The 26,972-nt window shown below is 69.1% G+C and carries 21 protein-coding genes and 6 pseudogenes; 11 read left to right on the top strand and 16 right to left on the bottom strand.

Features of this window, described 5'->3' with window-relative positions; translation table 11 throughout:
* Positions 1-385 precede the first annotated feature (385 nt).
* The 3 genes and pseudogenes from ACZ4VK_RS10665 to ACZ4VK_RS10655 all read right to left on the bottom strand — a co-directional run.
* Positions 386-520 (bottom strand): annotated as a pseudogene (locus tag ACZ4VK_RS10665) (IS5/IS1182 family transposase); the annotation flags it as partial.
* Between the two features lie 111 nt (positions 521-631).
* Entirely contained in the window at positions 632-1,285 is a 654-nt protein-coding gene (locus ACZ4VK_RS10660; protein WP_468350618.1) for a hypothetical protein, read from the bottom strand.
* A gap of 256 nt (positions 1,286-1,541) precedes the next feature.
* Positions 1,542-2,828: a tetratricopeptide repeat protein gene (locus ACZ4VK_RS10655; protein WP_468350616.1), complete on the bottom strand. Its 1,287-nt coding sequence runs from the start codon at positions 2,826-2,828 to the stop codon at positions 1,542-1,544.
* Between the two features lie 163 nt (positions 2,829-2,991).
* On the opposite strand from ACZ4VK_RS10655, the gene ACZ4VK_RS10650 reads away from it, so the two are divergent.
* Both ACZ4VK_RS10650 and ACZ4VK_RS10645 read left to right on the top strand, forming a co-directional pair.
* Entirely contained in the window at positions 2,992-3,465 is a 474-nt protein-coding gene (locus ACZ4VK_RS10650) for a hypothetical protein (RefSeq protein ID WP_468350614.1), read from the top strand.
* A gap of 54 nt (positions 3,466-3,519) precedes the next feature.
* A protein-coding gene (locus ACZ4VK_RS10645) for an IS5 family transposase (RefSeq protein ID WP_468350828.1) occupies positions 3,520-4,451 on the top strand; the annotation gives its coding sequence in 2 pieces (ribosomal slippage) (positions 3,520-3,903 and positions 3,906-4,451; 930 coding nt in all).
* A gap of 399 nt (positions 4,452-4,850) precedes the next feature.
* Here the strand turns inward: ACZ4VK_RS10645 and ACZ4VK_RS10640 are convergent.
* From ACZ4VK_RS10640 to ACZ4VK_RS10630, 3 genes and pseudogenes are all read right to left on the bottom strand, one after another.
* Positions 4,851-5,189 carry a thioredoxin family protein gene (locus tag ACZ4VK_RS10640; protein ID WP_468350612.1) on the bottom strand — a complete coding sequence of 113 codons (339 nt, stop codon included), beginning with the start codon at positions 5,187-5,189 and terminating at the stop codon, positions 4,851-4,853.
* Between the two features lie 254 nt (positions 5,190-5,443).
* Positions 5,444-5,661, bottom strand: a pseudogene (locus ACZ4VK_RS10635) (IS5/IS1182 family transposase); the annotation flags it as partial.
* A 323-nt stretch (positions 5,662-5,984) separates the two neighbouring features.
* Entirely contained in the window at positions 5,985-7,046 is a 1,062-nt protein-coding gene (locus ACZ4VK_RS10630) for an Lrp/AsnC family transcriptional regulator (protein WP_468350610.1), read from the bottom strand.
* A 104-nt stretch (positions 7,047-7,150) separates the two neighbouring features.
* Here ACZ4VK_RS10630 and ACZ4VK_RS10625 point away from each other — a divergent pair, with 104 nt between their 5' ends.
* Both ACZ4VK_RS10625 and ACZ4VK_RS10620 read left to right on the top strand, forming a co-directional pair.
* Positions 7,151-8,353 carry a M20 metallopeptidase family protein gene (locus ACZ4VK_RS10625; protein ID WP_468350608.1) on the top strand — a complete coding sequence of 401 codons (1,203 nt, stop codon included), beginning with the start codon at positions 7,151-7,153 and terminating at the stop codon, positions 8,351-8,353.
* Positions 8,350-9,783, top strand: a complete 1,434-nt coding sequence (locus ACZ4VK_RS10620; RefSeq protein WP_468350606.1) for an MFS transporter — start codon at positions 8,350-8,352, stop codon at positions 9,781-9,783. The genes ACZ4VK_RS10625 and ACZ4VK_RS10620 overlap by 4 nt, the downstream gene beginning before the upstream one ends.
* A gap of 429 nt (positions 9,784-10,212) precedes the next feature.
* Here the strand turns inward: ACZ4VK_RS10620 and ACZ4VK_RS10615 are convergent, their stop codons facing one another.
* Positions 10,213-10,848, bottom strand: a complete 636-nt coding sequence (locus ACZ4VK_RS10615) for a TetR/AcrR family transcriptional regulator (RefSeq protein ID WP_468350604.1) — start codon at positions 10,846-10,848, stop codon at positions 10,213-10,215.
* Between the two features lie 110 nt (positions 10,849-10,958).
* Here ACZ4VK_RS10615 and ACZ4VK_RS10610 point away from each other — a divergent pair, with 110 nt between their 5' ends.
* The 3 genes from ACZ4VK_RS10610 to ACZ4VK_RS10600 all read left to right on the top strand — a co-directional run bounded on the left by ACZ4VK_RS10610 (position 10,959) and on the right by ACZ4VK_RS10600 (position 15,155).
* The gene (locus ACZ4VK_RS10610; protein ID WP_468350602.1) at positions 10,959-12,515 is read left to right on the top strand and encodes an acyl-CoA synthetase; all 1,557 of its coding nucleotides are present in this window, start codon (positions 10,959-10,961) and stop codon (positions 12,513-12,515) included.
* Between the two features lie 15 nt (positions 12,516-12,530).
* Positions 12,531-13,700, top strand: a complete 1,170-nt coding sequence (locus ACZ4VK_RS10605) for an acyl-CoA dehydrogenase family protein (RefSeq protein WP_468350600.1) — start codon at positions 12,531-12,533, stop codon at positions 13,698-13,700.
* Between the two features lie 132 nt (positions 13,701-13,832).
* A complete protein-coding gene (locus ACZ4VK_RS10600; RefSeq protein WP_468350598.1) occupies positions 13,833-15,155 on the top strand; it encodes an MFS transporter in 1,323 nt (440 codons plus the stop codon).
* 94 nt (positions 15,156-15,249) lie between these two features.
* Here the strand turns inward: ACZ4VK_RS10600 and ACZ4VK_RS10595 are convergent.
* Positions 15,250-15,755: pseudogene (locus tag ACZ4VK_RS10595) on the bottom strand (transposase); the annotation flags it as partial.
* A 144-nt stretch (positions 15,756-15,899) separates the two neighbouring features.
* Entirely contained in the window at positions 15,900-17,189 is a 1,290-nt protein-coding gene (locus ACZ4VK_RS10590) for an outer membrane protein assembly factor BamB family protein (protein ID WP_468350595.1), read from the bottom strand.
* Positions 17,190-17,801: 612 nt separating this feature from the next.
* On the opposite strand from ACZ4VK_RS10590, the gene ACZ4VK_RS10585 reads away from it, so the two are divergent.
* Together ACZ4VK_RS10585 and ACZ4VK_RS10580 are read left to right on the top strand one after the other, a co-directional pair.
* Positions 17,802-18,305, top strand: a complete 504-nt coding sequence (locus tag ACZ4VK_RS10585; protein WP_468350592.1) for a GNAT family N-acetyltransferase — start codon at positions 17,802-17,804, stop codon at positions 18,303-18,305.
* 205 nt (positions 18,306-18,510) lie between these two features.
* Positions 18,511-18,993 carry a hypothetical protein gene (locus ACZ4VK_RS10580; protein ID WP_468350590.1) on the top strand — a complete coding sequence of 161 codons (483 nt, stop codon included), beginning with the start codon at positions 18,511-18,513 and terminating at the stop codon, positions 18,991-18,993.
* 330 nt (positions 18,994-19,323) lie between these two features.
* On the opposite strand, the gene ACZ4VK_RS10575 is transcribed toward ACZ4VK_RS10580, so the two are convergent.
* A complete protein-coding gene (locus ACZ4VK_RS10575) occupies positions 19,324-19,983 on the bottom strand; it encodes a YwqG family protein (protein WP_468350588.1) in 660 nt (219 codons plus the stop codon).
* 604 nt (positions 19,984-20,587) lie between these two features.
* A complete protein-coding gene (locus tag ACZ4VK_RS10570; RefSeq protein ID WP_468350586.1) occupies positions 20,588-21,157 on the bottom strand; it encodes a DM13 domain-containing protein in 570 nt (189 codons plus the stop codon).
* A 233-nt stretch (positions 21,158-21,390) separates the two neighbouring features.
* Between ACZ4VK_RS10570 and ACZ4VK_RS10565 the strand changes: the two genes are divergently transcribed.
* Positions 21,391-22,143 (top strand): class E sortase, encoded by a 753-nt coding sequence (locus tag ACZ4VK_RS10565; protein WP_468350583.1) that lies wholly within the window; start codon positions 21,391-21,393, stop codon positions 22,141-22,143.
* A 188-nt stretch (positions 22,144-22,331) separates the two neighbouring features.
* Here ACZ4VK_RS10565 and ACZ4VK_RS10560 read toward each other — a convergent pair whose 3' ends face one another.
* Positions 22,332-22,835, bottom strand: coding sequence for a MarR family winged helix-turn-helix transcriptional regulator (locus ACZ4VK_RS10560; protein ID WP_468350581.1), 504 nt, complete (start codon positions 22,833-22,835; stop codon positions 22,332-22,334).
* 508 nt (positions 22,836-23,343) lie between these two features.
* A pseudogene (locus ACZ4VK_RS10555) lies at positions 23,344-23,742 on the bottom strand (transposase); the annotation flags it as partial.
* Between the two features lie 383 nt (positions 23,743-24,125).
* On the opposite strand from ACZ4VK_RS10555, the pseudogene ACZ4VK_RS10550 reads away from it, so the two are divergent.
* A pseudogene (locus tag ACZ4VK_RS10550) lies at positions 24,126-25,360 on the top strand (IS110 family RNA-guided transposase).
* Here the strand turns inward: ACZ4VK_RS10550 and ACZ4VK_RS10545 are convergent.
* From ACZ4VK_RS10545 to ACZ4VK_RS10535, 3 genes and pseudogenes are all read right to left on the bottom strand, one after another.
* The gene (locus tag ACZ4VK_RS10545) at positions 25,357-25,749 is read right to left on the bottom strand and encodes a hypothetical protein (RefSeq protein WP_468350579.1); all 393 of its coding nucleotides are present in this window, start codon (positions 25,747-25,749) and stop codon (positions 25,357-25,359) included. The pseudogene ACZ4VK_RS10550 and the gene ACZ4VK_RS10545 sit on opposite strands and share 4 nt — an antisense overlap.
* 142 nt (positions 25,750-25,891) lie before the next feature.
* Positions 25,892-26,263 (bottom strand): annotated as a pseudogene (locus ACZ4VK_RS10540) (transposase family protein); the annotation flags it as partial.
* A gap of 42 nt (positions 26,264-26,305) precedes the next feature.
* Positions 26,306-26,869, bottom strand: coding sequence for a hypothetical protein (locus ACZ4VK_RS10535; RefSeq protein ID WP_468350577.1), 564 nt, complete (start codon positions 26,867-26,869; stop codon positions 26,306-26,308).
* Between the last annotated feature and the right edge of the window lie 103 nt (positions 26,870-26,972).

The raw sequence follows: 26,972 nt of genomic DNA, 5'->3' as shown, positions 1-26,972 counted from the left end.
TGCCTCCACGCCCAGCGTGCAGCGGCACCGTCGACACTCCTCGCTGACGCTGGCGCTGACCCTGACGACTGAACCGCAGCGGTCCGGCTGATTAGGCTACGAAGATGATCACCGCGCACGTCGACTGGTGACCAACGCCGACGGCATTCCTCGCGGAAGGCGGCCCTGCGCGGGCGGCGGGGCGGGTTCCTCTCGCCCTGCCACGGCCAAGGACTCCGGGCTCCTTATCCCTTGCGGCGGTCGGTGATCGCTACGATCAGCTCGGGCTCACGCTCTGGGACCAGATCCGCTGACTCGCCCGGTAGTCGATCACGGTGATGTCCTCCCGCTGAAGAACCTCGCGGGCCTGCGGCGAAGCCCCAGTAGCTAGGACCTGTCCGGTCGATCATGTTCGAAGCCAGATGACGATTGCTGCGGCGGTCGCGGTGCCGAGGTAGACATAGCCGCGCTTGTCGTAGCGGGTGGCGACGGCCCGGGACTGTTTCAGGCGGTTGATGGTCCGCTCGACGGTGTTGCGCTTCGCCCCGAGCATCAACGGCCTCAGCCCGCTCCTGGAACGTGCTGCCGCGAACCGGTGCGCAGAGCTCGGCCTCAGTCATGGCGACCGATGAGGCGAACTTGTCGGTGGGAGTCATGAGTCCCACTGGTCGCAGTACTCGATGTGGATCTCTCGCGCGTTGCCGAGAATGCCGTCGTTGGAGTGGAGCTCGGTGCAGAACTGCGGGTAGCTCGGATGGACAGGGACGTATCCGGGGCCGTTGCAGGCGACGTCGAAGAAGTGCCGGGCGGTGTCCCTGAAAACCTTCGCGCTGCCAGTCATGAACAGGGTCTCGGCGTGGAGATGCTGGTGGAACAGATCCCGGTTCTCCTTGTAGTGCCGCGCCTCGTGATCAATCACGGATTCGTCGGTGTGCCCTGCGCCAGGCAGCGTCACGGTCTGCGGACGCCCTGGGCCGAGCCGTCCTCGTATTTCCTTCCAGCGCGAGGGTGCGAACTGGAGTGAGTGGTGCAGCAGCACCAGATCAAGCTGCCGTGTGCCGTCTTCTGGCAGCTTGTGGGAGGGGCCACGATTCCCTCGAATCGGAAAGTGGATCAGCGAGCGCGGCGAAGAAGCAGCGAGCCTCCATAGCCCACCGATTCGCTGTGCGGCGTCATGATCGAGATAGGTGTCCAGGTGCCGATCGTGGTCGATGAGCACTGCGTGGACCAGGGGTCGGGCGGGTCGGATGACCTTGAACTCCGTCGATCCGAGACGTGCTTGGTGGATGGTGACAGGTATCTTCATTGGTTCTCCGGGACACGGCGGCTGACATCGGCGGCATAACAGGCCCAGTCGCCAGCTGATGCCTTGCCACTGGACGGCGACGTGGATATGGACGCCGAGGACCCGGGCGAGGATGGTGGCGGGGAGGGTGAACAGTGCGGTGGAGCGCCATCAGCCCAGAACGTTGCCGGGACCTCATCGATTTGCGCCATGACAGGCAAGGCTCGGGTGCAACGGCTTCAGATGCAAGATCATTTCTGCTGTCAGGAGCCCCGAGTCACCACCCGAAGCGCCGACGGCGTGCCTCCCGCTCATCCGCGAACGACGGCATCCCCGCCAGCCCTTCGGCGCCCCTCCCGTGCCGGGCGAGGACCTCTACCGCCTCCCACGGCGAGCACCCCTCGCACGTGCGCAGCAGCTCGATCGCCTCGTCGACGCGCCCGAGACGCTCTAGGACCCTGGCGACGACCAAGTCCGTGGACGGCTGCTCCTCCGGCGGCAGAGTCGCCGCGTACGCCAGTGCCTCCTCGCACCGGCCGGCCTGGCCGAGCAACCAGACCCGGTTGATGAGGGCCCAGTCGCTCTCGGCATCCAGCGCCTCGGCCGCGTCCAGCTCCTCGACGATCCGCAGGGCCACGTCCGCCTGTCCCGCCTCGACCAGCGTGTGGACGAGGGACTCCAGGAGTCCATTTTGCAGATGCCCGAACGTGGGCCGGGCGACCTCTTCGGCGTCGCCGAACCGCCCCTGCCGGACAAGCAGTTCGATCAACAGCCAGCGGTACGCCTCCGGATACCGTTCTGCCGCAATGAACTCCCGCAGCAGCACCTCCGCCTCCGCCTCCCGGTCGCGCTCGCTCAGCGCTCGCACGTAGTGCTTCACGGCGTACCTGGCGTAGGGGCCCGTGGCCTGCTCGCGCAGTTCTTCCATACGCCCGTGCCTCGCCAGCAGCTCGGCGAGGTCCTTGACGGAGCCCACCATGATCGTGTCATGGACAACGATCGATCCGCGGAGCGTCTGGATCGCCTCCTCCAGCCGGCCGGCTCGCTCCAGAACCCGCGCTCGGAACGGCCGTCCCGGCCCGATCAGTCCGAGCACCTGCTCGTCACGGCCTCGCCCCTCGGTCACCTGGACCAGGCAGTACAGCATCCCCTCGTCGTCCAGCACGGGCGCGAGCAGGGCGATTGCCTCGTCCACCTGTCCCGCCTCTGCCAGAAGCTCCGCGAGACTCCGGCGGTCCTCGGCCGGCAGCGGCTCGGCTTCTCCCCGCCGGACCTGCGCCAGCCCTTCCTCCGTCCGTCCCGCCCGCACCAGGATCCGGGCCGTCTCCCACATTGCCGGCTGCCAGCCGATCTCCACGAACGGAGCCATCACGTCCTCCGCCCGCCCGAACTCTCCAGCCGCACACAGCTCCCGTACCGCCGCTAGCGCGCAGACCCACTCACCCCGCTCGACGGCCGCCCGAATCACCACCTCCAGCTGCCCGTGCTCCAGAAGCACGTCCACCGTCCGCTTGGGAAGTCCGCCGTTGCCCTTTGCATGCCACGCGAGGTCGTCGAGATTCACAGGTCAGAAGCCTAGGGCCTGTCCGGGTGATCTCCGTGACGCGGTCGACGGGCCTGGACACCTCAATCCGGGACGTCGAGCAGAGCCCGGCGCCAGGCCGCGGCGTTGTCAGTCCCCGCCGCTATCGTTCGCCCGTTCACGATCTTCAGGGAGGGGCGGCTCGATGGGTGCCAGCGGATGGGACTACGTCGCCAGGTACGACGGCGATGTCGAGACGGCCTTGGCGACATTGCAGGCCAAGGTGTTCCAGGAGGAGTACGGCCATGACGCCCGATACCGAAGCCTGGAGGACCTCTACGAGGACGAGGAGTTCATGGGGACCGAGGGCACTCATACGATCCTTGACATCGACAGGGTTGTTGCTACGGATGACCCGCCGACGCGCTCCGGTATCGCCGACTACGGCACCCTGCGCCCTCTGGCTCTCAGCCGCGTGATGCACCACTTCGGCACAGACCGCCCGTCGGTCGAGCAGTACGAGGAGCTCGCCGCTGCCGCCAATGAGGCTGCGAGCCATGAGGAGCACGAGCAGAGCCTGCTCGGCGAGTGTCAGATGCGGTGGACCGGTTACTACGTCGTCCTCTACTCCGGCGACAGGCCGACTCACCTGGGAGTCTTCGGATTCTCAGGAGACTAGGACTGATCCGGCAGAGCATGCGACTGGCCCTTGCCGCTGATCGTTCTTATGGACATGGGGCGGGATGACCTGACGGATGGTGAGTGGGAGCGGCTGCGGCCGTTCCTGCCGGTCAGCAACGGGCGTTGTGGCAGGTGGCGTGATCACCGGCAGGTGATCGACGGGATTCTGCACCGGGTGCGAACCGGAGTTCAGTGGCGTGACCTGCCCGAACGGTTCGGCCCGTGGAAGACGGTCTACGAGCGTCACCGGCTATGGTCGGCCGACGGAACCTGGGAACGCCTGCTCCAGCAGGTCCAGGCCGAGGCCGACGCGGCGGGTGAGATCGACTGGGACATCTCGGTCGACTCCACCGTTGTCCGCGCTCATCATCACGCGGCCGGCGCCCGCACCGAACCGCCGCCGGCCCCCGTCTCAAAGGGGGATGCGGCGGCAGAACACCAGCACGACACGCCGCGGCGGAGTCTCGTCGCCCGCCTGGTGGAGGTGGCGCAGGAGGTGAGGGCCTGGGCCGCTCGCGCGGCGGGTTCACCACCAAACTCCACCTGAGCGCGGACGGCCGCTGCCGCCCGCTGTCTCTGATCGTCACCCCAGGCCAGCGGGCGGACTGCACGCAGTTCATCGCCGTGATGAAGAAGATCCGCGTGCCCAGACTGGGGCCGGGGAGACCGCGTGTGAAGCCGGAAAGCCTCGCTGCCGACAAGGCATACAGCAACAGGCTCCTCCGCGGGTACCTGCGGCGCCGAGGAATCCGCCACGCGATCCCGGAGAAGACCGACAGCCAGGCCGCCCGCCTACGCAAGGGTCCTCGCGGCGGACGGGCACCCGGTTTCGACGAGGAGCGGTACAAGAAGCGCAACACCGTCGAGCGGACCATCAACCGCCTGAAACAGTCCCGGGCCGTCGCCACCCGCTACGACAGGCGCGGCTATGTCTACCTCGGCACCGCGACCGCCGCAGCACTCGTCATCTGGCTTCGAACATGATCGACCGGACAGCTCCTAGCTCGACTGCTCCGAAGACACCACGGCCGCGGGAACGACGACTTCATCCATGCCCGCAGTGTGAGACTTGGGACGAACCTCTGCACGACATTTGCCGCCGCGGAGCCACAGAGCCGTCATGGGGGGCGGCAAAGGGATCACGGGTGTGGCCGGGCCGTTGTCCGCCCGGGCGAGACGTCGGCGATCGGCCCGTGTGCCGCCACAGCGGAAGCGGCACGGTCTCCGATGAAGGCGGCGAGGGTGGCCATCAGCCGGGCGGTCGCGGGCGGCGTGCAGGCGATGCCCTGTGGCTCGGGGCGGTGGTCAGGGGGAATGTGCCGGGACGGGACCGACTCGCCGAAAGCCCCGAAGGGCCCGCTCGCCTCGGCGAAGGTGTGGATCTCAGAGTTGGCCGTCCAAGAACTCCCGCATCTCGACAGAAGTCAGAGGCCCTGAGCCGTGCGCCACCGCCTTTCCCTCCTTCAGCAGGACGAAGGAAGGGGCTCCGGTGATCGCGTACCGCTCCGTGGCGGCCGGGCAGCGCGTGATGTCGGTGCGGACGACCGTCAGGCGGCCCGCGTACTCGTCGGCAACGCCCCCCACCACGACGTCCATCGCTCGACAGCTCTCGATCGCCTTGGGCCATGTCCCGATGAAGTACGCGAGGACCGGAGCTCCGCTCATCCCGAGGATGAAATCGAACTCGGCGTCCTCACGGGGCTGGTGAATCCGCTTCGCCATGCAAGCTCCTGACCTCGTATTCGTCGTTCCACCCCCATCATCTCCCGCGCGGTGCGACGGCCCCGTCAGCCCCATAGGGGGGCCATCCCGGAGGCGTACTGGTCCGTCGATGACGTCGCTGCAGGCGAGCTCGGGGTGGGCGGCGAGCTGGCGGTCGACGGCCCTGGTAAAGCGGGCGGCCGGGTCGGTGTCGGCCGCGCTGGCGAACCGCCGTCGCCACTATTCGGGTGCAACGGACCTCTGAACGGGGCGCTTCACGCCGGGCGGAGCCATAGGCGGAATCGCGCCCACGGTGACCGTCCCGTGGAAGACATACGCCCTCTTGTGGCAGCGCATGGCGATGGCTCGAAATTTCTTGAGCCGGTTGATGGTCCGCTCGACTTTCGTTACGGCGGCGGTAGATCGTCTTGTCGAACCTTGTGGGGCGGCCGCCTTGGCTGCCGCGGCGCCGGCGGTTGGCCCGCTGGTCTCTGTAGGGTCTCGCCGCTCGTGACATGTCGATCTTGCGTGACCTGGGCGTTCATGACTGTCTCACGGCCTTGTCACCCGTGAATCAGCCTCACATCCGTGGCATTTCCTCGCGAGGGCAAGGTCGAGATCAGGCGGCTTGTCCGAGTCGGCCGAGTACGCCGTGTCGTAGTCGGTCTGTCTCACCTGCGGATGGGCACCGAAGGGCCTCCGGGTGCGTGGCCGCGTGACTGAACCTGTCACCCGAACTGGCGGCTGCCCCTCCCGCAGGGCGGGGTTATCCGTTGGGTGGCGGGTGAGGCAGACTGGGCCGGCCTGGGCACGCGACTAGGGCCGGGTGCTCGCTCCGGCCGTGCGGACGTCCAGGGGGACGCCGCCGATGCGGTAGCCCTGTTCGTCGAGGAGATGGCCGCTCAGCTTCAGCGGCCACAGCGCCACGGCCCGGTCGGTGATCTCCAGGCCGGGAACGCGCTGGGCGAGTCGTACCTCGAAGCGCTGCACGTCGGTGAGGGACTTCACCCAGGCGACGATGAGGACGTTGTTCCGGCCGGTGACGCCGGCGCACAGCCGTACCTCCCGGGCGCCGGTGACTCCGCGCGAGACGCGTTCCAGCTCCCCCGCGGCCGCCCGCCCCCATTGGATCACCGTGACCGGCCACTCCGACAGGGGGCGTGCGACCTCGCAGCGGGTCTGGAGCATGCCGGCGGCGAAGAGCCGGCCGAGCCGTCGGCGGACCGTGTCCGGGCTCGCCCCGCAGGTGTCGGCGAGCGCTCGGTAGGTGGCACGGCCGTTCATGGAAAGGGCGGCGATGAGGGCGTGGTCCAGGTCGGTGAGCGGGAAGACGGGCGCCTCGGTGCGGGCGGTGTCGGTGTCGGTGAGGCGGGCGATCTGGGTGCGGTCGAGGGCGCGCAGCCGCCAGCGGCTGCCCTCTGTGTAGACGGTGCTCGCGAGGTGGGTGCGGCTGGCGACGACGCCCGGCATCGCGCCGATGCCGCGGGTCATCCAGTGGGTGAGTGCCGCGAGGTCCGGAACCATCACGGTGAGCAGCAGGTCGCGGTCTCCGCTGAGGTGTTCGACGGCAGTGACGTGTGGCAGCTTGGCGAGTGCCTGGGCCACGGTCAGCAGGCTGCCGCCGGCGCAGTCCACCTCGACGAAGGCGAGCAGTCCCTGTCCCGCCGCGGCGAGGGCGGGTGACGGGGAACAGCTGATCCAGGCGGCGCCGGTTTCGGTGAGCCGGTGCCAGCGGCGGGCCACGGTCACGGCGTCGAGGCCGAGTACGGCGCCGATCTCGTTCCACCCGGCCCGTGGGGCGATCTGCAGCGCGTGCACCAGGGCCTGGTCGACGTCGTCGAGCGCCCGGACCGAACCGTGCGCGGAATGCTGCGTCATTCGATGCCCCTTGCGGTTTTCCTGCGATTCAGAGCCGATGGGATGGCGAGTACTTCAGTCTTGCCCCACTGAAAGCCGGAACCGTACCAGGAGGTTGACGCAGCATGTCCGTACTGGAACGCGCCAGGGAACTCCAGCCCGATCTCGTGCGGCTGCGGCGCTCGCTGCACCGTGAGCCGGAGCTCGGCCTGCGGCTGCCGCGTACGCAGGAGAAGGTCCTCGCCGCGCTCGACGGCCTCCCCCTCGACATCTCCCTCGGCCGGGGGCTGACGTCCGTCACGGCCGTGCTGCGGGGCGGCCGTCCCGGCGGGGCGGTCCTGCTGCGGGGCGACATGGACGCGCTGCCAGTGGACGAGCGCACCGGGGTGGAGTACGCCTCCGAGGCGCCGGGCCGGATGCACGGCTGCGGGCACGACCTGCACACCGCCGGACTCGTCGGCGCGGCGACACTGCTCGCGGACCGCCGCGAGAGCCTCCAGGGCGACGTGGTGTTCATGTTCCAGCCGGGCGAGGAGGGACACAACGGCGCGGGCGCGATGATCGACGAGGGCGTCCTGGACGCGGCGGGCAAGCCGCTGGATGCGGCCTTCGCGCTCCATGTGACGGCCAACCGCCTGCCGGGCGGCTGGGTCGCGTCCCGGCCCGGCACCGTCATGACGGCATCCGACGTCCTGCGGGTGACGGTGCGGGGCGAGGGCGGGCACGCATCGGCTCCGCACCACGCCAAGGATCCGGTGCCCGCGGTCTGCGAGATGGTGACCGCGCTGCAGAACTGGGTGACGCGCACCTTCGACATCTTCGACCCGGTGGTGGTGACCGTCGGACGGCTGCACGCCGGCACGCAGCACAACGTCATCCCGGACACCGCCGAGTTCGAGGCGACCGTCCGCAGCTACTCGGAAGCCAACCACGAGCGGCTGGCCCAGGGGCTGCCGCGCCTGGTGCGCGGAATCGCGGCCGCGCACGGCCTGGCGGCGGAGGTGGAGTACGAGATGCTCTATCCGGTCACGGTCAACGAGCCGGTCGCGACGGAGTTCGCCCTGCAGACGGCGCGCGACCTGTTCGGCCCGGGCGAGGTGTGGCACGCCCCCCAGCCCGCGAGCGGTTCGGAGGACTTCTCCCTGGTCCTCGACAAGGTGCCCGGTGCGATGCTGCTGGTCGGCGCGGCGCCCGAGGGCGTGGACGTGGAGAAGGCGCCGCAGAACCACTCCCCGCGGGCCGTGTTCGACGACCGGGTGCTCCACCGCCAGGCGGCGCTGCTCGCCGAGCTCGCGGAGCGGCGGCTCGCCACAGAGGTGTCCGCATGAGGGCGCCGCGTGGGACGGAGGAGGTGGTGGCGCCCCGGGTCACCGCTGTCGTCGGTCTGCTGGTCGTCTTCGAGCTGGTCAGTGGCTTCCTCCAGGGGGCGGGTCCGGCGCTGGTGCCGGCCGTGCAGGACTGGCAGTCCATCAGCGCGTCGCAGGCGCAGTGGTACATGGCAGTCCAGTTCCTGGCCGCTGCGGTGGGAGTGCCGGTGTTGGGGCGGCTCGGTGATCTGTACGGGCACCGTCGACTGGTCCGGATCGCGCTGGTCTGCGTCGCGGCGGGCACCGTCCTGGTGGCCCTCGCACCGAATCTGACGGTGCTGCTGGTGGGGCGTGCCCTGATGGGTCCGCTGGCGGCGCTGCTGCCGCTGGAGATCGGTCTCGTACGGGACCGGCTCGACTTCGAGGGCGCGCGGAGGGCCGTAGGGCTTCTCGTCGGGGCGCTCACTCTTGGCTCGCTCCTCGGCCACGGCCTTGCGGGCCCCCTGCTCGAACTCACCGGTGGCGTCCAGGCGACGCTCTGCGTCCTCGCCACGGTCGCCTGTGCCTGCGTCGCCCTGTCGTTTTGCGCGATCCCCGAGTCCCGGACACGCGCGCCCGGCCGGATGGACTGGACAGGGGCACTCCTGCTCGGCCTGGCGCTGCTTCTGTTCCTCGGCACGATGGCACGCGGCCAGGCGTGGGGCTGGGCGTCACCGCTCACCCTGGGCGGCCTCGGTCTTTCCCTGGCCCTGCTCGCCTGGTGGGTCCGGCTCGAACGGGACCGGCCGCACGCCCTGGTCGACGTCCGGGCAGTGGCCCACCCCCGGTCCGCGCCGTACTACGTCTCCGGTTTCGTCTTCGGCGCCGTGATGCTGGGCGGGCAGGCAGTCGGCATCTCGTACATTGCCGCGTCGACGGCCGACGAGGGGTACGGATTCGGGCTCACGACCTGGGAGATCAGCGCGTGGGGCGCGGTGCCCCATGTCCTGGCCTTCGCCGGGGCGAGCCTGGTGGCCCGACTGGCGGCCCGCACTGGATACCGTCGCGTCCTGCTGTTGGCCTTCGCGTTGATGGCCGCCGGCAACGCGGGGCTGATCGCCGGCCACACCACGCTGCCGCTGTTTGCCCTGGCTTCCGCCGTTTCCGGCTTCGGCATGGGCCTGGCCTTGGGCGGCCTGCCCACCCTGATCGCGGAGCGCAGCACCCCGGACCGCACGGCGAGTGCGACGGCCGTCTACAACAACCTCAAGACCCTGGGCGGCAGCGTCGCCGGCGCGGGCTCGGCCGTCGTCCTCGGCACCCTCGTTGTCAGGGGTACGGATGTGCCGGCGCTCTCCGCCTATCTGACGATCTGGGGACTGGGCGCGCTGCTGTGCGTGGGCGCGCTCGTACTCCAAGTCCTGACCAACCGTGAGACGGATGCCTCGGGCGCGGCGAAGGTCCGCCGCTGAGATACTCGTACGCACAGCGATGCGGGCACGTCGGCCGGAGCATAGCGGGCGATACCGGAGATCCATCCCGGCATCCGGACGAACAACCGCCGGGTCAACATCAGCGGCGGGCCCGACGACCACTGCGGGAAGAGCGAGGCCAACCTCACCTCGCCGCGGATGCGCCGACCTCAGCAAGTCGACGGCACTGTTGTTCATGGCAGGCCCTCGCCGACGGTGCCGTCTCGGAGGTGAAAGCTGACTGCCACCGCGGAGCCGACCAAGGGAATGGACCCGCTGAACGCGATCCAGGCGGTCAGTGCGTGTGGGGCGGCGGCGCCCAGTGCCCTGACGCCTCGTCGGGGGTCTGTCTTCAGGAAGGTGGCAGACCTGGCAGGTCGGCCGCACGCTGCCAGACAGCGTGTATGGAAATCGGGCCCCGGCAACCACTTACGGTCGCGCCAGGTCCATGGCTCCGGGAGCGTCCGCGGGAGTGAGCCCCGTGGCCCAGACCCGGCCGTACACGGACAGGTCCCGCAGATGTGCGGTGATCTCCTCGGCGGTGTAGCCGGTGTCGCACTCCACCCACCAGGACAGCAGGCCGATCAGTTCACCGGTCCAGGCGCGGGCGACGACGTCGAGCGGGACGCGCGGCGTGACGCCGAGCTGCTCGGCGCGGGTGCGGAAGACCCTCTCGGCCTGCGCGCAGATGATCCCGGTGAACTCGCGCAGCGCCCGTCCGTCGCCCTCACCGCGCAGGATGACCCGGTAGACGGGCCGCTCCTGCTCGGCGTGCTGGAAGACGTACAGCACCGGCAGGCCGGTGAAGCCCCTGTCCTGGGCCTGTTCGACGGCCGGCAGGAGCCGCTCACGGTCCTCGGAGAGGTCCCGCACGATCCCCACGAGCAGGTCGTCCTTGTCGCGGTAGTGCGCGTAGAAGGTGGCGCGTCCGACGTTCGCGCGCTCCGTGATCTCCTCGACCGTGATCGCGTGGAACCCCTTCTCCAGGACCAGATCGACCAGAGCCGTGCGCAGGGCGGCACGGGTCCGGCGGACGCGCCGGTCGCCAGCGGGCTTCGTTTCCACTGTGTCTCCTTCTCGTCCGGACCGTTGACCCGACCTTAACGCCGGGCTACGTTGCTGAACACCAAGATAGATACCAGACAGTCTGTTCAGTAACTTGGAGTGGAGTGACGATGAACCTGGGGCGCTACATCCGCCGGACAGCGGGCCACCAGCCCGGTGCCGAAGCCGTGGTCTGTGGCACGAGTCGGCTCACGTACGCGGAAGTGGACGACCACAGCGACCGGCTCGCGGTCGCGCTGCGCGGACTGGGCCTGCGTCAGGGCGAGCGCGTGGCGACACTCGCCGGCAACAGGGCCGAGTTGGTCGTGACAGAGATCGCCCTGTACAAGGCGGGGTTGGTGCGCGTCCCGATCAACGCGCGGCTCGGCGCCCATGAGGTGTCCCACCTCCTGCGCGAGTCGGATGCGCGGGTGCTGCTCACAGATGCCGCCCACCTGGAGGATGTACGCGTCGCCGTGCCCGACACGGGAACGAAGGCCGTCATCGGCTACGACGGCCCCAGCGACCTCGGGCCCGCCTACCTGGACATGCTGTCTGGAAATGCTCCGGAACCTGTCGACGTCGAGTGCGCTGAGGGCGACGCCGCCGTTCTGCATTTCACCTCAGGCTCCACCGGCAAGCTCAAGGCCGCGATCCAGACGTACGGCAACCGTCTGGCCCTGCTGCGCAAGATGGTGATGAGCGCCGACACCCGGGTCGGCCCCGGCGACAAGAAGATCCTCGCCGGCCCCGTCACGCACGCCTCCGGCATGCCGCTGCTCGGCATCTTCTTCACCGGCGGCTGCGCGGTGATCCTGCCGCGCTGGGACCCCGAGGAGTTCCTCGCCACCGTCCAGCGCGAGCGTGCCACCCATGCGTTCGTCGTCCCGACGATGGTCAACAGCGTGCTCGCGCTGCCCGACGCCCGCACCTACGACACCTCCAGCCTGCGCCAGCTGATCTACGGCGCCGCACCCATGTCCGCTCAACGCATCCGCGAGGCATGGGAGTTCTTCGGCCCGGTGCTGTCCCAGGGCTACGGCTGCGGCGAGACGACCTCCGGGGTGCTGTTCCTGTCGACCGACGACCACCGCCGAGCCATCGAAGGCGAGGACGAGGAACTGCTGCTGTCCTGCGGGCGCCCGCTCGCCGAGGCCGAGGTGGCGATCCTCGACGAGGACGGAACCCCCCTGCCCGACGGGGAGATCGGCGAGATCGCCGTGCGCGGACCGGACGTCGTCCCCGGCTATCTGGGCGCGCCCGACCTGACCGCCGCGTCCTTCCGTGACGGCTGGTTCCTCACCGGCGATCTCGCCCGTCGCCGAGCGGACGGCTATGTCTTCATCGTCGACCGCAAGAAGGACATGATCGTCTCCGGCGGGTTCAACATCTACGCCGTCGAGGTCGAGTCCGCCCTGCACCAGCACCCCGACGTCTACGAGGCGGCCGTCGTCGGCGTCCCCGACGAGCAGTGGGGCGAGGCGGTCAAGGCGGTCGTCGTTCTGCGCGACGGAGCCACGCCGACCGAGTCCGACCTCGTCGACTTCTGCGCCGACCGGCTGGCCCGTATGAAGAAGCCGCGCTCGGTCGACTTCGTCGCCGCGCTGCCCCACAACCCCAACGGCAAGATCGACCGCCGCGCGATCCGCGACCCCTATTGGGCGGGCGCCGACCGCCGCGTCAACTGAACAGAAAGCACCCTCATGACCTTCACCCTCGAACCCTCCTACGACGACAACCCCCGCCTTCAGGACCTCATCGTCCGCCTGCGTTCCTACCTGCGTGACGAGCTCATCCCGTACGAGCGCGAGCACGGCATCACCGCCGAGACGAAGCTCGACCGCACCACTCTCGAACACGTCTGGAAGCGCAGCGCGGAGCTCGGCTTCTACGGGATCAGTCTGCCGCCGGAGCTGGGCGGCCAGGGCCTGAGCTTCTCCGAACTGTGCGCGCTCAAGGAGGAGCTGACCGCCTCAGGAGCCGCCCTCTCCCACTCCGTCCTCGGCGACATGGGCGGCCCGCTGCGCGTCGGCGCGATCGTCAAGTACGCCACCGAGGAGCAGCGGGAGCGCTACCTGATGCCCGTCGTCCGGGGCGAGCGGGCGTGCTGCTTCTCCATCACGGAGGAGGACGCGGGCTCCGACGTGCGCCGGATGACGACCACCGCCACCCCGGACGGCGACACGTACGTCCTCAACGGCAGGAAGGTGTTCAGCTCCGCCGCCCCGTTCGCGGACTTCGCCATCGTCGTGGCCCGCATGGCCGGCACCGAGGAGGCGTACAGCGCCTTCCTCGTCGACCTGGACACCCCCGGCTGCCAGGTCCTGGACGGCGAGGTCCCCATGTCCGGACAGCAGATGGAGGGCGACCTGCTCTTCGAGGACTGCCGGATCCCGGCCGCCAATCTGCTGGGTGAGATCGGGCAGGGCCTGCGCATCGGCATCGGCCGCATCACCCTCAACCGCCTCCTGCACTGCCCGTCCCTGATCGGCGCGGCCCGTCGTGCCTGGGACCTGTCCCTGGACTACGCGATGAACCGCGTCGTCTTCGGTCAGCCCCTGCTCGCCCACCAGGCCATTCACCACAAGATCGCCGAGATGGCCACCGAGATCTACGCCGCGCGCTCGATGGTGATGGCGACGGCGGCGAAGGCCGACCGGGGCGACAACGTCTCCGTCGAGGCGAACATGTGCAAGCTGTTCACCTCCGAGGCGTGCTTCCGCGTCGCCGACCAGGCCGTCCAGATCCACGGCAAGGCCGGGCTGACCCGGGGCAACGAGGTCGAGCAGATCTTCCGCAGCCTGCGGATGTTCCGGATCGTCACCGGAACCACCGAGATCCACAAGAACGCGATCGCCAAGGGTCTGATCTGACCCCATCCCCTTGGTGTCCCAGGACGGTGCCGCAGACCCTCGCAGCCGGGGGCTTGCGGCCACGGGATCCGCCCCTGTTCGCACGGCCCCCTGCCCCACCCGCACCCGCACCCGCACCCGCAGGAGTCGCCCATGACACCCAACCCCTTTGCGCCCTCGGCCCGGCGCGAGAACGCCGCCCCCACACCCGTCGGCCGCAGGGCGTGGCTGATCACGGCCATGATCGTGACCTTCATGGTCATCAACTTCGCCGACAAGTCCGTCCTCGGCCTCGCCGCCGTACCGATCATGGAGGAGCTGGACCTCAGCAACAGCACCTACGGACTGGTCTCCAGCTCCTTCTTCTTCCTGTTCAGTCTCTCCGGACTGCTCGTCGGATTCCTCTCCACCCGGATCTCCAGCCGCATCCTGCTCTTCGGCATGACGCTGCTGTGGGCCGTGGCCCAGCTTCCGGTCCTGGCCGTGGCCTCGATACCCACCTTCATGGCCGGCCGCATCCTGCTGGGCGCCGCCGAGGGACCAGCGGCCTCGATGTCGATGCACGCCCTGTACAAGTGGTTCCCGCCCGAGCGCCGCGGCCTGCCCTCGGCCCTCCAGATCGGCGGAGCGGCGCTCGGCATGCTCATCGCGGCACCCCTGGTCACCTGGCTGATCGAGGGCTTCGGCTGGCGCTCGGCCTACGCCGTCCTCGCCGCGGTCAGCGCGGCATGGGCGCTGGCGTGGTGGCGGATCGGGCACGACGGACCCTACGGCCACACGCGCGCCGGCTCCGCGGGCGGCGCCGGCCTCAGACTGCCGTACCGCAGGATCCTGCTGACCGGCACCGTCCTCGGCAGCGTCTCCAGCGCCTTCGGCGCGCAGTGGGCGCTGTCCCTCAGCCACGCCTGGCTGCCCGCCTACTTCAGGAACCAGCTGGACATGTCGGCCGAGACCACGGCCACCGTCATCAGCGTCATCTCCGGTTTCGGCCTGGTGCTTCTGTTGGCGGTCTCGCCCTTCGTGGACGCGCTGAAATCCCGGGGCGTAAGCAGTCGTTGGTCCAGCGGGGCGGCGCAGGGCATCGCCGTGTGCGTGTCGGGCTGTGCGATGGCGGCGTTCCCGCTCGTCGATGCGTCCGGTCTGCGCCTCGCCCTGATCGCGCTGGCCTTCGGCGGCACCGCGATCGCCATCCCCCTGCACTACATGACGACGGCCGAGGTCGTCCCGCCCGCACAGCGCGGCGCCGTCTTCGGCATCGTCGCCGCCACCGGCACCCTGCCCGGCCTCATCGCGCCGTTCCTGACCGGGCACTTCATCGACGCGGCCGACAGCCCGGCCGCCTGCTACACCACCGCGTTCCTCACCGCCGCCGCGGTGATGGTCACCGCCGGCGCCCTCGCCCTGACGGCCATCCGGCCGGAGGGCGACGCCCACCGCCTCGGCCTGGAGCACGCCGTGGCGGACACCGCGCACTGACCCAGCGGACCCCGCCACACGTGTGGGACCACCGCATGCTCGTATCACGGACCCGTGACCTGCGGCGCTGCAGACCGCCTCACAACGGTGGCCAGGCCCCTGTCTCAGGCCAGGGGCCGCGTGCGGTCAGGCGGGGGTGCATCCGGTCCCAGGCGAATGCCTCGGCCCGGCCGTAGCGGGTGGTGTCGCAGGTGGTGGCCTGGTCGGGGGTGTGCCAGGAATCGGGCTTGGAGAAGGTGAGGGCCCCGCCGTGCTTGCGGGGCTGCCCGCCGCGTGGGGTCGAGCGGCGCGGGCCGGCGTCCCGGAGCATCACCCGGTCCCAACGCAGTCGGCCGACCAGCTCGACGGGCAGGTCGGCCAGGACGTAGGCGAGGCGGATGACGTCGTAGCCGGAGTCCAGGACGATGAGGATGTGCTCGTCGCCCGGCCGCCACAGCCCGGCCCGCACGAGGCGGGTGAAGACCTCGCGGATCTGTGTGGCGGTCACCGCGGTGGCGTCGTCGGCCGGGCCCAGCCGGATCGCGTCCAGGACGTGCGGCCGGTCTCCAGGGCGGCGACCAAGGAGTACGGCCAGCCAGGGATGAACTGATCCGCGCAGCGGCCGTTCTCTCGCGCTTCCTGACTCGACATCTCGAAGCGTGGAGAACGGCCACCTCCGCAGTCCCGGGAAGAATCGCAGATCAGCAGGTCGAGTGACGTGCGAGGTCAAACGCCAAGCTCAGAAGCAGTAGCCGGGACTGGGGCTCACCAACGCTCGTAGGCGGTGAAGGCGCGGTCACCGCCTGACCCGGCGACGATGATCCGCCCGTCGTGCTCGAAGAAGTACGGGCCGGGCGCTTCGTCGCGGAAATGGCGCTCGTCGAGCTCCTCGCCGTCGCCCGCGTCGTACACGTACAAGTCCGTGATGGCGCTCGCCTGGGTCGACCACTCGCACAGGACGGTGATCCGGTCGCCCTGAATGTTCAGCCCGGCCGCCGGCTCGTCCAGCTTCTTACTCCACTGCTCTTCGCCGGTCTTCAGGTCGAAGGCCACGAGGCGGGAGTTCCGACCCTTCTGCCAGTGCCACACCAGCGCGTACATCCGGTCGCCGACGAACGCCGTCTGCGTCCGGTCAGCCGGGTCGATCTTGCCCTTGTCGCCGGTGGACTCGATGAGCGGCCGGGACTTCCCGTCCGGGCTGAAGGGGACGTACACGCCCGAGTCCTCGGTCGAGGGCCGCTTGACCCGGAGCACCAATGGGTCGGCCGACTCGATGACCACGGTGGAATCCAGCGCCACGGGGCGGCGGGCATCGATGGGGACGTTCCACTTCAGAACGCCGGTGGCCCGGTCGAACGCCGCCGCCATCAGCTCGGCGTCGCCGCCGCTGCCGGAGTCGGTGTCGTCGGAATCATCGCCACCGCAGGCCAGGACGGCGTGGATCTGCTCCTTGCCCACCGCGGCCTCCCACACGCCGCACGCGCCGGGTACGGCCGCCGTCCAGTGGGCCTTGCCCGTGCGGAGGTCGAGGGCGCGCAGGGAGCGGTTGCCGCCCGGGGCGAGCGCCTCCTGCTTGGTCCGCTCATGGAGGACCAGGGCCAGGCCGCCGCCCGCGTCCAGGAACCCGCCGCCGGGGAACCGGCCGTCCGAGACGGTCCGCGGGGTGGTCCACAGCTCCCGCCCGTCTTTCACGTCGAGTGCCAGGACGGTCGAACAGCCCTCACCCTTACCCGGGACGACGGGCTTGCCGCTGCTGTCCGTGGTCTCGCGCCTCTCCGTGCCGTACGCGACCAGGAGGACCGACTCGTCGGCGCTGCGTGCGCTACCGCAGATCTGGGTGCGGCCGGGCGGTACGAACTCCCAGAGCCTCTTGCCGTCGTGACCGTCGGAGATGCCGAAGCCGGTCACGGCGTCGAACCGGCTGCGGACGGCGACGTCCCCGACGACCCACCGGCCGTTCTCCTTGCCGTCGCCAGGCCGGTCCTTCGCGGTGGCCCAGGTCCGCACCATGGCGTCGCCCGGCAGGTAGCCCTCGGTCGACAGGAAGAAGGCCACGATGGACCCGATCCCTCCCAGTACGACCACGGCCGCCGTCAGGCACCCCGCCAGGCCTCTCCCAGACATCACGCATCCCCCGTACCGTGCATGGTGCAACCCCCTGCGGGCGGGGCCCTCGGCCCGGCCCGAAATCGTTGATCTTCGAACGACGGCCAGGGTAGGTCAGACGTCCCCCCTGGTCCATGGAGAGCCGGTGGACCGGCCCGGGGCTCCGTGCCCTTGGAAGGCACGCCCTCCGGGACTCTGGGCCCGGACTGTATCGGCACACGGACCGCGTGGCTGCATCACGAGCGACATCGACGTTCGCATGCAACGACGTCCACCGGGACGCAAGAACACCAGGCCCACCCCACGACATGACGTCCACACACCCCGTGGGCACTACAGCGTCCGGGAAAGCGAAGACGCCCCCCGGTCCCCGCACAGGTCCCCGCACAGGTTAAAGATCAAGCTCGGAAGCCGTTGCCATACCGATCATGGAGTCTGTCGATCGAACGGGAGTCTCGATCGGGTGATCGCGGGCCCAGCCCGGCATGAGAGCAGGGCCTGGCTACACACGGGGAAAATCCAGGGGGAGCGGACGGCCGCGCGCTGCTACGGTCGGGCACCATGAGCTGGCTTCCCGATGACTTCGTCCACCCCGTCCTGGTACCGCTGCCGGGCGGTGGCCATCACCTGCGGCCGATCCGGGAGGCGGACACCCCGCTCGACTACCCGGCTGTGATGGGTTCGCGCGAGCGGCTGTGGACCATCTTCGGCCCGGCCTGGGGCTGGCCCGCGGCCACCATGACCTACGAGGCCGACCAGGCCGACCTGTTGCGGCACGAGAAGGAGATCGCCGCACACCAGTCCTTCAACTACGCGCTGTTCGACGGGGCAGAGACAGCTCTGCTCGGCTGCGTCTACATCGACCCACCGGAGAAGTCCGGCGCGGACGGCGAGATCTCCTGGTGGGTGGTGGACGAACTGGTGGGCAGCAAGGTCGAGCAGGCCCTCGACGCGCTGGTGCCGCAGTGGATCGCCGCCGACTGGCCGTTCGAGCAGCCGCGCTTCCTCGGCCGCGAGATCTCCTGGTCGGACTGGCTCGCCCTGCCGAAGCATCCCGACACGTAAGAACTTTTCGATCTTGAGCGGTGGTGGTCGACCGTGCGTTCCCGGTCGGGTGATCCTGTCGAGGCCAGAGCATGAAAGCGGGGCCTCCTGAACAGCTCGTGGGTATCGAATCCATAGAGCAACAGGAGGCCCCTGTGCTGCACTTTTCCGTGCCGATCGCCGGGCGGTCCGACTCGGCCGCTCCAACGTGTGGTGCCTCGCGCTCGTGTACGGCAACGCAGCTGACCGGCTCGCCCTCCTCGCCGTGGTGGCCCTCGTGTGCTTCGGGCTCGCCGGATACGGCTTCGGCCGGCTCGGACGGATCGGGGTGTTCCGGGCCGACCGTCGGACCCTGCTGAGGTGCGCGGCCGCGCTGGCGGGTGCGGCTGCCGCGGCCGTGTACGGGTGGGGTCTGCTGAATCTGGGCTTGGCAGTGCTCGTCACGGACGACAGCGGCACCGATTCATTCCCGGTCCGGCCCTGCCGGGTGACGGGTGTTCCTGAGGCGGCGGACGTCGTGGGCCATCGGGTCGAGTACCTACCACCCCGGTACGTCTGTATCCGGCAGGGCGGTGGGAGCTACGCGACCGACGACGTGCCCGGCTTTGTGGGCCCAGGGGCGCTGGGCCTGGCGGCGACCGCAGGCGCCTGCGCTCTTGTCGCCGGCGCGATGTCACCGGCCTCACATCGGAGAGTCTCCCCAGGCTGACGCGGGCCGACCGGCGGACCGCCGTCGTACTGGTCCACGTCCTTGCCTCGGCTCGTGCCGGCCAGCACGTCGCGCGTTGCCTGGTTTCGCGCGGAGATCTTCCTCGTACGGCAGCCAGAGCCGTTTCGGGTGGCGGGGCGAGCAGCTGCGGTCGGTGCGTGCGTTCCCCCTTCCGGCGCCTACCTGCACGCCCTTGCGCTAGCCGCGTGATCAGAGCAGCCCCCCGCGCCCGGCTCTGGCCTTGCGCGAAACGAAGGCTTCCGCAACGCACGCTTCAGGTCAGGGCCGGATCGAAGGGCTTGGGCGGAACTGGGTTCCGTGTCCGGCTCGTCAGCAGCACTGGAAGAAGAACTCGGCGCTCTTGCCGTCCGGCGAGAGGAACAGGTAACCGACCCCCGTGTCGCCGAAGTTGACGTCGAAGGGCAGGTCGCAGGAGTCGAGCTGGGCCACCAGCTGCCAGCCCTCGCCCGGCAGCTCGTCGCGCTGCAGCCAGACCGGCACCACATCGGGGCCGCCGAGCTGGTTCATCCGGATGCTGCCTTCGGCGTCCTTCTGGCGCTCGGCGAGCAGTTGCTCCACCTGCTCCTCCCGGTCGTCCTCGTCCTCAACCGGCCCCAGCTCCCGCTCGACACGGGAGAAGTCGATCTCCTCCTCCACCCGGAGCAGGTGGACCCGTTCCAGGTCGGTCGGCCCGGTGGCCGTGCCCCGTGTCTCGAAGGACGCGGTGACCTGCCCGTCCGGCTGGACGACGGTGGCATGTTCACCCGAGAACCCGATGGCGAACAGGTACACCATCCGGTCCCCGTCCCCGCTTCCGTCTGGCGCCGGCACCCGGAACTGACCCATGAACGGCGCCAGTTCGTCCTCGTACGGGTCGACCGGCCACTGCGGCTCCTCCAGCCAATGCGGCTGGCCGCCCAGCCTGGTGCCGTCCGTGACGGCTGCCTCGGCGTCACTCGCCGGGTGGTAGGACGTGAAGCGGTACCGCATAGGGATCCCCCGTTGTCGATCGATCTTCCGTGCTGCCGCACAAGTTATCGGCCAGCACCGACAGCGGGGACCTCGCATCGAGTAGACCCGTCAGGGCCGGGCTCCGGGCCAAGAGCGTCCAGGCGCCGGTGAGAATCTGCAGGCAGAGCTGGGATGCCGTGGATCTGTCGGCTGCCAGGGGACGCGGACATACTTGGCACGGCACGGCACGGTACGGCACGGCAGAGGCTACGGCTCCTCGACGCTGGTCGGCGCAGTCGGTTGGTCGCTCTTCAGCCGCCGGGAACCAAGCGACCGGCCTGGGGCGCAGACCCGAGCCGGGGGTGCGGTACGGCCCGTCGAAGGCCGCCTGCGAGATTCGGCAAGGCCTACCAGCCGCGTCTGGTGCGCCTGCCGCCGGAACCCCCGAGCGTGCGTCCGGCCCACGCCGGGCACGCGCTGTCAGATCGGCACCCATCCGGGCCCCGAGCCGTCGCCCCCTCCCGTTGAGCTCCAAGGCCCGCGCCCCTTCGGCCTTGCCCTCGCCGTGAACCCTCATCGGGGCACGAGTGCGCCTGCGGTACGACACGACGCACCGCAGGAGGCGACGGCCGGCCGACGGTAGTCAGGCGCGGACGAGGGCGGCGGCGCCGAAGGAGACGTCGAAGCGGTCGCACCAGATGCTGACGCTCGGGTACTTCGACCAGTCGATTCCGGAGGGCAGCAGGTAGTTCTGGTTGCCCTTGTTTCCCTTGAGCTTGGCGAGGTTGACATACCGGCCGTCGTCGAAGACGCCCCAGCCCGCCCGTCCCTCCTTGACCGGTGCGTCGCTCAGCCAGACGCGCAGATCAGGGCCGTTGCTCGTGTCGAGTCCTTCCAGGCGGAGGGTGTGGCTCCCGTCGGCCAGGCGGACGACCTTCACGGTGCCCGTCGTCGCGTGCTCGTGGCTGATGAAGGAACCCTGGGCCAGCGTCACCGGTCCCGTGGGCGCGGACGTCGCGGCAGCCGACGGGCTCACGCCCGTCGACGGAGCCGCGGATGTGGCGGCCGGAGCGCTCGCGGCGGGCAGCGCTTCGTCAACGGTCTCGTCCACCCACAAGGCCCAGGGCTTGAACCACACCAGCCCCGCCGCCGCGACCACCACGGCGGCCACGACCAACCCCGCCCACAGCTTCTTCCGGCCCCCGCGTTCCACAGGACGTTCCCCTCTCACTCGTCGTCGGCTCCGACCGCTGCCCCGTGTCCGCCCTCAGCCTCCTCGAAAGAAGGGCCCCAGGGCCATACGGTCTCCGTCTCGGAACGCGGCAGGGCATTCCGAGACAGTATGAAGGTCGGTCGGTCGCGTGTGACAGCACCTGGCCCCGTCGCCTCCGGCGCGGGGCCCGCTCCGTGGGTGCCGGGCCGTGGAGATTGGGCCATCCTGGGGGTATGGGTGCCGAACAGAGCAGGGCCCTCCCCCAGAGCCCGCGCGGAGGGCCGAGCTCACGCTCCGCTCGGGTCGCCGCCACCGTCGCCGTCGTCACCGCAGTGATCATGGGCCTCGCCGCGCCGGCCGGATGCTCGGGCAGCAGCGGTGCCTCCCCGGGATCCCACGGCCCGACATCCGTGATCCCCTCCGCCACGACCCCTCCCGCTACTCCCGCCACGTCGCCGGCCCCCTCGCCACGGGGACCCGTCGCCGCCGAGATGTCCATACCGTCCATCGGCATCGAGAACCTGGACATCGTGCCGTACGAGGGCACGACCGACGACCGGGCGGGTACCCGCATCCAGGACCGTGGCGTGGCCGCGAGTCCCTACGGCGAGCGCGGCGGCGTGGGGCCCGGCGAGATCGGCAACTATCTCGTCACCGCCCACCGCCTCTCCGCCGGCGGGCCCCTGCGGGAACTGCCCTCGGTAAAGGCAGGCGACCGGATCCACGTCACCACCGAGGACACCGTCTACACCTACGAGATCACCGAGACCCGGACCACGTCCTTCCGCTCGGCCCGCTCGCTCGCCGAACAGCGCGCCCCGGTGCCGGGCGAACCCGGCGAGAAACCCACCCGGGCCATGATCACCATCTCCACCTGTGCCACACCCGAGGACAACGCCGCAGGCAACTTCTGGCGAGACGCCCAGAACAACCCCGAGCACCGCATCGACAAAATCGGCGTCCTTGTCTCGACACGGCCCGCCTAGAGCCGGAACCCGCCTCCGGACCCCAGTCGGCCATGGCCGAGTACTCCAGTGCGGTTTCGTCGTCTATCCAGTGGGGTTCGTCAGGCGATCGTCGTCAGTAGTGGCTACGGCGGGCTGTTGCCTGGTGGTGTCCCGATCACGCCGTGGCCGCGCCTGGTCCCAGCCGGGTCCGTCACAAGATCGCGACATCAGAACGGACTACCGGCAGCCCCGTTGCCCTCGACATTGGCCACCATCTTGCGCAGTACCTTGAGCGCGGCCACGTACTCCTCGTCGCTGATGCCCTGGTGGACCACGGCGCGTACCTCGGTCGCCAGCTCACGGAGCCGCGCTCTGGCGGCCTCCCCAGCGTCCGTGAGGTGCAGGCGCTGCCCGTCGTCGATCCTGAGCCACTCGCGGTGGAGCAACTGGTCGATGACCCTGGCGATCTCATGCGGCCCGTCGGCAAGGTGCGTCAGCTGAGCGACGACCTCCTCGCGGCTCGGCGCCGCAGGGCCGCCGTTCACGCGGTTGAGTACCCAGTACTGCGGCTGCGTGACGTCGATCTTGGCCATCGCGTCACGCAGATGCCGGGTGACGGTGGTATGGGCAAGGCCGCTCCAGTAGCCGACCGGCTGAGTGGCCAGCATGTCATCGGTGGTGGCCGGGTTCGCCGGCGCCTGGTCGGTGGTGTTTCCGATCAGTGATTCCATGATCGCGACGCTACATTCCCCCGGCGCGCCGGGCTATCGGAATGAGTAAGGGGCGATACGCAATCGCCCCTTCCCTATACGCGACACCGGGGTAGGGGCAGCGACGTGCGTGCCCGCGCCGGGGAGGAGTCTGACCTCGTGTGCGATTCTGCTTGCGCGCTACACGTCGCGGTCGTTCGTCATCTGGCTTTCACCCTCACGTTTCCTTCGTTCAGCCCGCTCTACCCTCAACGCCTCCCTCGCCTCGGCCGCCTCCCGCTCCAGCCTTTCCGTCAGCAGGCGTACGCGGGCTTCTCGCTCCGCGCCCGTCAGACCTGTGAGGCCCAATCGCGCATCACGTTCCTCCTGGGACACAGCGCCCTCCTCCACTTCCCGGGACCACCTCATCCTCCCATCGGCGGCGAACCGTGCTGCGGTGGTTTCGGGACGTTCCGCTGCCTAAGGGCTGTCCCGTAAAGATCTCGAAGCCACCTCGGGCATGGTGGTAGCCGCCTTGCAGCCCGCTGGCCTATCCGGCGAGGGCGAGGTTGTGCATGTGGGCGATGCCGAGCATGGCGTGGTGGACGCCGTCGCCTTTGAGGCGGCAGTCGCGGAGGATCTTCCAGGTCTTCATGCGGGCGAAGACGTGCTCGACGCGGGCGCGGACCTGCTTGTGGGACTTGTTGTGCTCCTCTTTCCAGTCCGGGAGTTCTCTCTGGCCGCGCTGTCGGCGGTGTGGGATGACGAGTCCGGTGCCCGGGTAGCCGCCGTCGGCGATCGTGACGGTGTTACCCACGGTGGCCTTGGCGCCTCACTCCTCCCATGCCTTGCAGTCGTTGCGGTTCCCGGCGAGCGGCCGGCCGACCACGACGACCAGGCGAGTGTCGGCGTCGATGACGACCTGGTGGTTGATGGAGTACCGGTAGTTCTAATAGGTCACCGGTGGCCTCGAGCGCGTAAGCGCAAGAGGCACCATGCGAGGCGGGAAGTTGCTTACCTTCCAGGACTGGTTCCACCTCGCACCTTGCCCTGCCGGGCGGAGACCTTCGGTAGTTCCGGGACCTTGATCTCTCGTCTAAGACCGGTCCCGTCCGGCAGAAGCTCGGATCAGCGGTTTTCATGTCCTCAGCCCGCCGACAGGGGCCACCTCTCAGCAGTTCGCGAGCCCCATGAGCTCTCCAGCAGACCGAGGTCCCTGTCGGTCGCTGGAGACACGAACGGCTCATGAGATGGCGTGCCTGGAGCACTTCTATTAGATCGCCGCGTGCTCCGCACGGGACTGACCTGCAGATTCGTACGGAGGTAACCGACTTGAAAAAGATCTTTTGCGGCATCGACTGGGCGGAGGGCCACCACGACATAGCCCTCGTCGACCAGGACGGAACCCAGGTGGCCAAGCTGCGGATCAGCGACGACAGCGCGGGCTTCCACGCACTGATAGAGCTCCTGACCCAGCACGGTGACAGCGCAGAGGATCCGATTCCTGTCGCCATCGAGACGCCGCGCGGGCTCCTCGTCGCCGGCCTGCGGGCCACCGGCCGCCAGATCTACGCGATCAACCCACTGGCCGCAGCCCGCTATCGCGATCGTGGCAGCGTCTCTCGAGCCAAGTCCGACGCAGCGGACGCCCGGGTGCTGGCCAACATCCTGCGCACCGATCGACACGCCCATCGTTCCTTGCCCGAGGACAGCGAGGCCGGACAGGCCGTCGCCGTTCTGGCCCGCGCTCATCAGGATGCAATCTGGGACCGGCAGCAGATGATCAACCGGCTCCGGTCACATCTGCGCGATACTATCCAGCCGCCCTTGCCGCTTTCCACGGCGCCGGCAAGCCCGGACTCGACTCACCACGCGCCCGCGTGATCCTGACTGCCGCACCCACGTCGGCCGACGCCGCCAGGCTGACCCGCAGCCAGTTGCGCGCGCTGCTCAAACGGGGCGAGCGCCCACGCTGCGGAATCGAAGCCGAAGCCGAGCGGCTTCGGGCAATCTTCCGAGCCGACTACCTGCGGCAACTGCCGCAGGTCGAAAAGGCTCTGGGACATCAGACAGTGGCGCTCGTCCGACAGGTGGACGCTGCCTGCCTCAGCGTCACTCAGCTCGCGGCGGCGACGGAAGAGGCATTCCTCGTACACCCTGACGCAGACATCATCACAAGCTTCCCGGGGCTGTCTGTGCTGTCCGGGGCACGCGTCCTCGCCGAGATCGGAGACGACCGCGAACGCTTCGCGGACGCCAGAGCCATGAAGGCATACGCCGGCGCGGCACCCGTGACGCGAGCCTCCGGTCGAAGCCATGTGGTCGTGGCCCGGACCGTCAAAAACCAGCGACTGGCCTCAGCCGGGCACATGTGGGCCTTTGCAGCCCTCCGAACGCAGGCTCCACGAGCCCACTACGACCGACGGAGAGCTGGTGGAGAACGCCATACCGCAGCTCTCAGAAACCTGTTCAACAAGCTGCTCGGCTGCCTCTACCACTGCCTGCGAAACCGCATGCCCTACGACCCCGAACGGGCCTTCGCCGCACCCGTCGCGCTCGCTGCCTAAAGCCGCGGGCCCACGAAGATGTCGACTGCGGCCGCGCTCCAGCCAGGCTCGTCAACAGCAACACGGATTTGCCGCCTGCCCCCTTCACCGATGAGGCTCACGAAGCGCGTCATACCCATGACATCACCGATGACCAACCGTCCGTCAGCCAACGAGATCGGCCCCTCGAAGACGGTCGCGAAGGAAGGATCCGGCCCTGGCGCCTCGTCGAGCGGATCGGTGAAGAGCCGGACCTTGATGAGGCGAACCTGAGCCTGAACCCGGATTGCCACATGAGTGTCACACCCGACCGCGGCCTCGCCTCTCAGCTCCAACACCGGCAGCCAGTCGGTCGACCCCAACGCCAGAACAGGATGATTTACCCGAATCTCCACGCCGGCGACCTGCATATTCGACCCTCTCTGGTGTCCGCCTTACGACGCGCCGCGATGTTATCGGGTGGCTCCGACAGACGAGGCACCTCACCTCCGACCACTGGGGTCGGAGGTGAGACTGCCACACACTGAGTTGACCTCCGACGACATGAGATGTCTTCGACCGTTCGGCCACGGTGTGGTCGCGAGTGGAAACCAGGGTTCCGTCCACGATGAGGACGGTGCTCTTGCGGAACCTTCTGCGGGGCTTGAGCGCGAGCAGCGGGCCGAGGTGGCTGATGATGCGGTTGGCCGCGGACTTCGAGACGCCGAACAGCGGTGCGAGCTGCCGTAACGTCAAGTTGGTGCGCCAGTACGCCGTGACTGACAGCACCCGGTCCTCCAGCGGCAGGCGCCACGGCCGGCCTCTGCGGACCGCGTTAGCTCCTTCATGCCGCAGCTGTGTCACCAACGTGCTGAAACAGCGAGGGCTCAACCCGGTGAACGGGGCTATCCAGGAAGGCTCCGACGCCGTAATCACACCAGACACCGCGAGATCTTTTCACGGGCCGCGGTGCCGGTCTGCGGGCAGTCAGGATGGACGTCGCTGCGGTTCCACAGCCCTGAGCAGGCACTCGCGGTCATCCACGCTGATCAGTCCGTCCGGAAGGGTCCCGTCCTCCAGCAACGCGCGCAAAGCGGAAGCGTGTACGGCGAAGGCGGCCCTGCACCACTCGCGTTCCGGGTGATCGGAGTCCTTGCCGAACAGCAGCACCTGGCGTTCATCGTCGGCGTCGACGGACGAAGACAGTTCCGCGGCGACGACCAGGAAGTCGACCAATCCGGGCCGCACCGCGATGTCAGGGACGGCTGCCAGGCGGATCAGGAAGGGCAGGACCGCCGGCATCACGGCGCTCACGTGGAAGACACTGTTCATCAGGACGTTCTCCAGCACGGGCAGAGCCGCAGGGCCGGCTACCTCATCCAGGAGACCGCGGAGCAGGACCGGGATCCCGGCAGGGCACCCGGGAATCTGCGACCAGTCGACGTCAGCGCAGCCCAGCAGCGCGGGGTGGTCGCATGCAGCTTGCTCCATCTGCGGATATTCGCGGAGGAACCGAGCAACGGCAGCCTCTTTGACCGCCGCGTCCATCACACACATCTCTCTACCCCTGCTCCCACGCCCCGCCCCGAACGACGTCCGCAGGACGGAACCCTTCCCGGGGCGGGCGTCGAACGCAAGCGTCAGGTCAGTAGCC

It is taken from the genome of Streptomyces sp. NPDC028711, from assembly GCF_055565415.1.
The sequence above is the reverse complement of the archived record's forward strand: the minus strand, read 5'-3'. Positions and strand labels throughout refer to the sequence as shown.